The organism is Streptomyces sp. NPDC048484, assembly GCF_040651415.1.
Classification (GTDB): domain Bacteria; phylum Actinomycetota; class Actinomycetes; order Streptomycetales; family Streptomycetaceae; genus Streptomyces.
This window is the reverse complement of sequence record NZ_JBEZJY010000115.1, coordinates 1-3,790: the sequence shown is the minus strand read 5'-3', so window position 1 is coordinate 3,790 and position 3,790 is coordinate 1. Positions and strand designations below refer to the sequence as shown.

3 protein-coding genes and 1 pseudogene are annotated in these 3,790 nt (G+C 66.9%); 3 read left to right on the top strand and 1 reads right to left on the bottom strand.

Annotation, left to right across the window (positions count from 1 at the left end):
• Positions 1-159 precede the first annotated feature (159 nt).
• The gene (locus AB0D14_RS44670; protein WP_362791203.1) at positions 160-537 is read right to left on the bottom strand and encodes a hypothetical protein; all 378 of its coding nucleotides are present in this window, start codon (positions 535-537) and stop codon (positions 160-162) included.
• Positions 538-881: 344 nt separating this feature from the next.
• Here AB0D14_RS44670 and AB0D14_RS44665 point away from each other — a divergent pair, with 344 nt between their 5' ends.
• From AB0D14_RS44665 to AB0D14_RS44655, 3 genes and pseudogenes are all read left to right on the top strand, one after another.
• The gene (locus AB0D14_RS44665) at positions 882-1,184 is read left to right on the top strand and encodes a helix-turn-helix transcriptional regulator (RefSeq protein WP_362791204.1); all 303 of its coding nucleotides are present in this window, start codon (positions 882-884) and stop codon (positions 1,182-1,184) included.
• Positions 1,184-2,122 (top strand): annotated as a pseudogene (locus AB0D14_RS44660) (helix-turn-helix domain-containing protein); the annotation flags it as partial. The gene AB0D14_RS44665 and the pseudogene AB0D14_RS44660, both read left to right, overlap by 1 nt.
• A gap of 1,080 nt (positions 2,123-3,202) precedes the next feature.
• On the top strand, positions 3,203-3,646 hold the full coding sequence (locus AB0D14_RS44655) for a hypothetical protein (protein ID WP_362791201.1): 444 nt from the start codon (positions 3,203-3,205) through the stop codon (positions 3,644-3,646).
• The last annotated feature ends 144 nt before the right edge of the window (positions 3,647-3,790 follow it).

Here is a 3,790-nt window from a genome sequence, read left to right as displayed (position 1 = left end):
CATCAAACGCAAGGAGCTGGTCACCCGGCTCCTCGCCGGGCGGTGCGAGTCATGCGGGCGCGTCGAGGCGGTGGAAGTTCACCACGTCGCCAAGCGGATAGGGGGAGCCGAGCGCGATCACATCGGCCAGCAGCCGCGCATGCAAATCCGGCATGTCTTTCACGCGGCCGGCCGGCCCCGGGCGGCGAGCGCAGGAAACGCGTCCTCCCACACGGTGCGCACGGTGCGGCCCACCAGCGAGCGCAGGGTCGGCCACAGCTGCACCAGGAGCTCTCCGTTGAGGTAGCGGGGCAGGTCCTCGCGCAGGCCTTCGTGGAGGACCGTGCGGTAGAGCCCCATACGCTGGCGCGGCTTGTCCAGGTCGTAGGCGGTCATGCCCGACCACGCCACATGCACCGGCAGCTCGACGACACCCGCGGCCGGCCCGTGCAGGTCCTCCAGGTTCGCGGGAAGACGCCGGCGGAACTTCTCCCGGTAGAGCGCAAGATCCTCTGCCAGGTCCGACCCGGACACAGAGGACTGAGAACTGGCTGCCATGCCCTCATTATGGCGGCCTGTGCGGCACATGCGGAGCAGGGGAGGGACACCTGCCGGAGACCGAAACTGCATCGGCCGGACCGACTCCGGCACCGAGCGGGCCGTCCGCCCCGGAGCGGCACAGGCCACCACGTGGGGACCATCCCCACGGGTGCGGGGAATGGTGCCCGACACGACGGCGACGGAGCACCGGGCGTCGACCTGCTCCCCGCACCTGTGGGGATGGTCCGCATCACACCGCGTCCACAAAGCCGGGACGCAGGCACTCGGCACCCCCATGGAGCATCAGTGATGCGTAATACGAATATTCTGTGAGCCATGCATGGTAAGATGGCAGTGTGAGTATGAGCCTTGAAGAGCGGATGCGGTCAGCGGTCGCCGCCCTCCTGCACGCAACAGGCGAGTCGCAGACCGGGCTCGCCACCGCGTTGGGGGTGAGCCAGGCTCAGGTGAGCCGTCGTCAGTCGGGTGCTGCCGGGTGGAGTCTGGCCGACTGCGAGGCGGTCGCCGCGCACTACGGCATCACCGCGTACGACCTCCTGGCGGGTCCGACTCAGGCCGCCGAAGCCCTCCCCGCCGCACGACGGCGCCTGCCGGGACGTCCGGCCACCAGCGCCCGCTCCGCAGTTGTGGACGGGGGAGTCTGATGGCGGACTTCGACGCGATCGACGCCCTGCTCGCGTCCGCGTCCTCGGACCGGACCCCGCTGCCGCCTGCCGAGGAGCGGCGTCGGCTGCGTGAGGGCCTGCACCTGCCGCGTCCCCAGCTCGCGCAGGCTCTGGGGGTGGGCCCGTCGACGGTCGGGGGCTGGGAGTCGGGGCGGGACCCGGACGGTGAGGTGCGGGAGAAGTACGCGTACTTCCTTCAGGGCGCCCGCACCAAACTGGATGCCGCCGCGGCGGCCGCGGCAGCCGTTGACGAGCTCGGGGGCGACGAGCCGGCGGAATCCGGGCAGACCACTGAATCGCACGACGACGGGGTCGACGACGTGCTGGTCGTCCCGCAGCCGTGTGTGCTGTGCGGGCGGCCGGCCCGGCATCAGGTCGAAGGCTTCCCCCAGCACCTGGACCCCGCCGAGTGCGCCCCGGCCCCGGCCGCGCCCCTACCGGCGCAGGCAGAAAAGCCCATGCCCCGCACGGCACCGCGCAAGCCGGCGCCCGCCGGGAAGCCGGCCCGGGCGGCGTCCGGTGTCAAGGTCGTGCCCGTCGGCCGTCGCGTCCAGGCGGCCACCGACACCCCTGACCTGATCGGCTCCGCAGTCGCGGCCGCGCTCGCCGAACACACCGGTGACGTCGAAGCGGCAACGGCCGCTCTGGTCAAGCGGGCGATCCCGGACGCGATGGCGCTCCTGGACCACACCCGCAAGGGCGGGCGTTACGACGTCGTCGCGTACCCGTGGCTCTCGGACATCCTGCGCAAGCAGACCGCCCGCGGCGCCGACCAGATCTGGGAGGCCCGCCCGAAGTGGAGCCGGCCGGAGCTCCCCACAGGCGTACACGAGATCACGGCGCTCGACATCAACGGCGCCTACCTCAGCGCGCTCAAGACGCACCTGCCGCTCGGGCAGCTCGAACATTCCACCGGCAGGCAGAAGTCGGCAAGCCGTCACATCCAGCACTCAGCAGGCGAATCGCCCACCTCGGCACTTCTCAAAGACCCTGGCCTGGCCCCAGCCGCATAGCCCGTGTCCAAGGTTCCGGGTCAAGGCCCCACCGACCGAGCTAAAAGCCCTGCTCAACGCTCTCGCCGCGGACACCCAATCAATCTCTACCGCCCGGTTTAACAATCCACCGGTAGATCTCGCCCCCCAAATCTGTTGCAACCTACACGCGGGACCCAGAGGGAAATGGGATCAATATGCATCGGGTTGGGTTATGTCACTCTGGGTACCAGATCTACAAGACCTCCAGGACGCGTCGTGTGCGTCCTGCCCAGCCATTAGGAAGAGGCCCCATGGAATCATACGAGACATTCGCTCGCGGAGCTTCCAGTGGTATGCCTAGCTGGCTGCTCATTATTATCATTGCTGTGGGTGTCATTTTGGTGGCCGGAGCCCTAATCCGTAAGCGGAACGGCGGTGGACGGTAAACGCGGTGCTTTCCGAGGCAGGCAACGTTTGCAATGTCACGTAGCGTACGTTGATCATGCTGCCTGGCCCGCCTTCTCCGGCAGGTTGACCAGGCGCAAGGTAGGCTGCCCGGTGTAGCGGACTCTGCTGTCTTCGAGCCGTTTAAGAAGGGTTTGTCAAACGCGCCGCATGGGGCACCATCTAAGTCCTGGGCCGCCTGCTTCGAATCACGACTGCCATTCCCAGTGCAGGAGCGACCAGCCCAAGGGGGCGAAGCCAGGAGTTCCCTGCAGGGGTGCCTGTGATCATTAGGCTTACACCTATCAAGATATAGAGTATAATAAATGCAAGGGCGAGGTTTCTCCATGCTTTCCGGTATTCTTCACTTGACATTGAGTTTCTTCTTGATTCTCCGCTCAACATTCAGTCCTCCGTTAATTGGATGTGGGGGCAGGAAAATGGTGAATTCCTGCCCCCGCGATCGTCACTGGTCAGGGTGAGAGTGCGGTACCCACTATCTCGCCCGCAGCATAACCGGCGTACAGACAGCCGGCTGCGGCTGTGAAACCGGTACCGGAACTTGCTGCCGTACACGCTGTGCCGGGCGCGTGGAGCGCCAGCGGACTGCTGCGCCGCCTCGGACTGTTCCACACCCTCACCGCGGCCGACGCCATCACCGGCTACAAGGGAATGGGCACCATCGGGTACGAAGGCAGCGGCCCGGTGCGCTGGTGCGTGGACATCATCCACCGGTCCGGCATCCACCGTCCCAAGCGCAACCTGATCGAAGCGCTCACCGACGCGGAGTTCGGGCTGCCTGTTTCCCGAGCCGATCATCTGGATGCCTTCTATCCACCAGAGACGCTGGAGAACTGGATCCGTCTGGACGATGAGGCCCGCACAGGCCTCATCGAATTCCGCTTCACCGCCTGCGACTACGAGCAACTGCAGCTGAGTACCTGCGGTCCTGAATGCCAGGCCATCGCCAAGACGGTTGAGCGGCGAGTCCGCACCGCCGCCCAGCGCCTCGGCTCCTTCTGAGTTGAGCGCCCCTCGCGGGCGCCTGACAAAGGCCCTGGCGGCAGCAGCGCACTGAGTCTTTCCCGGTAAGCGCCCGTCGCTCGCTGTGATCGCGATGCTTGCGCTGCGGCCCGCGTGGTTCCCAAGTCCGGGCAGGCGTAAGGC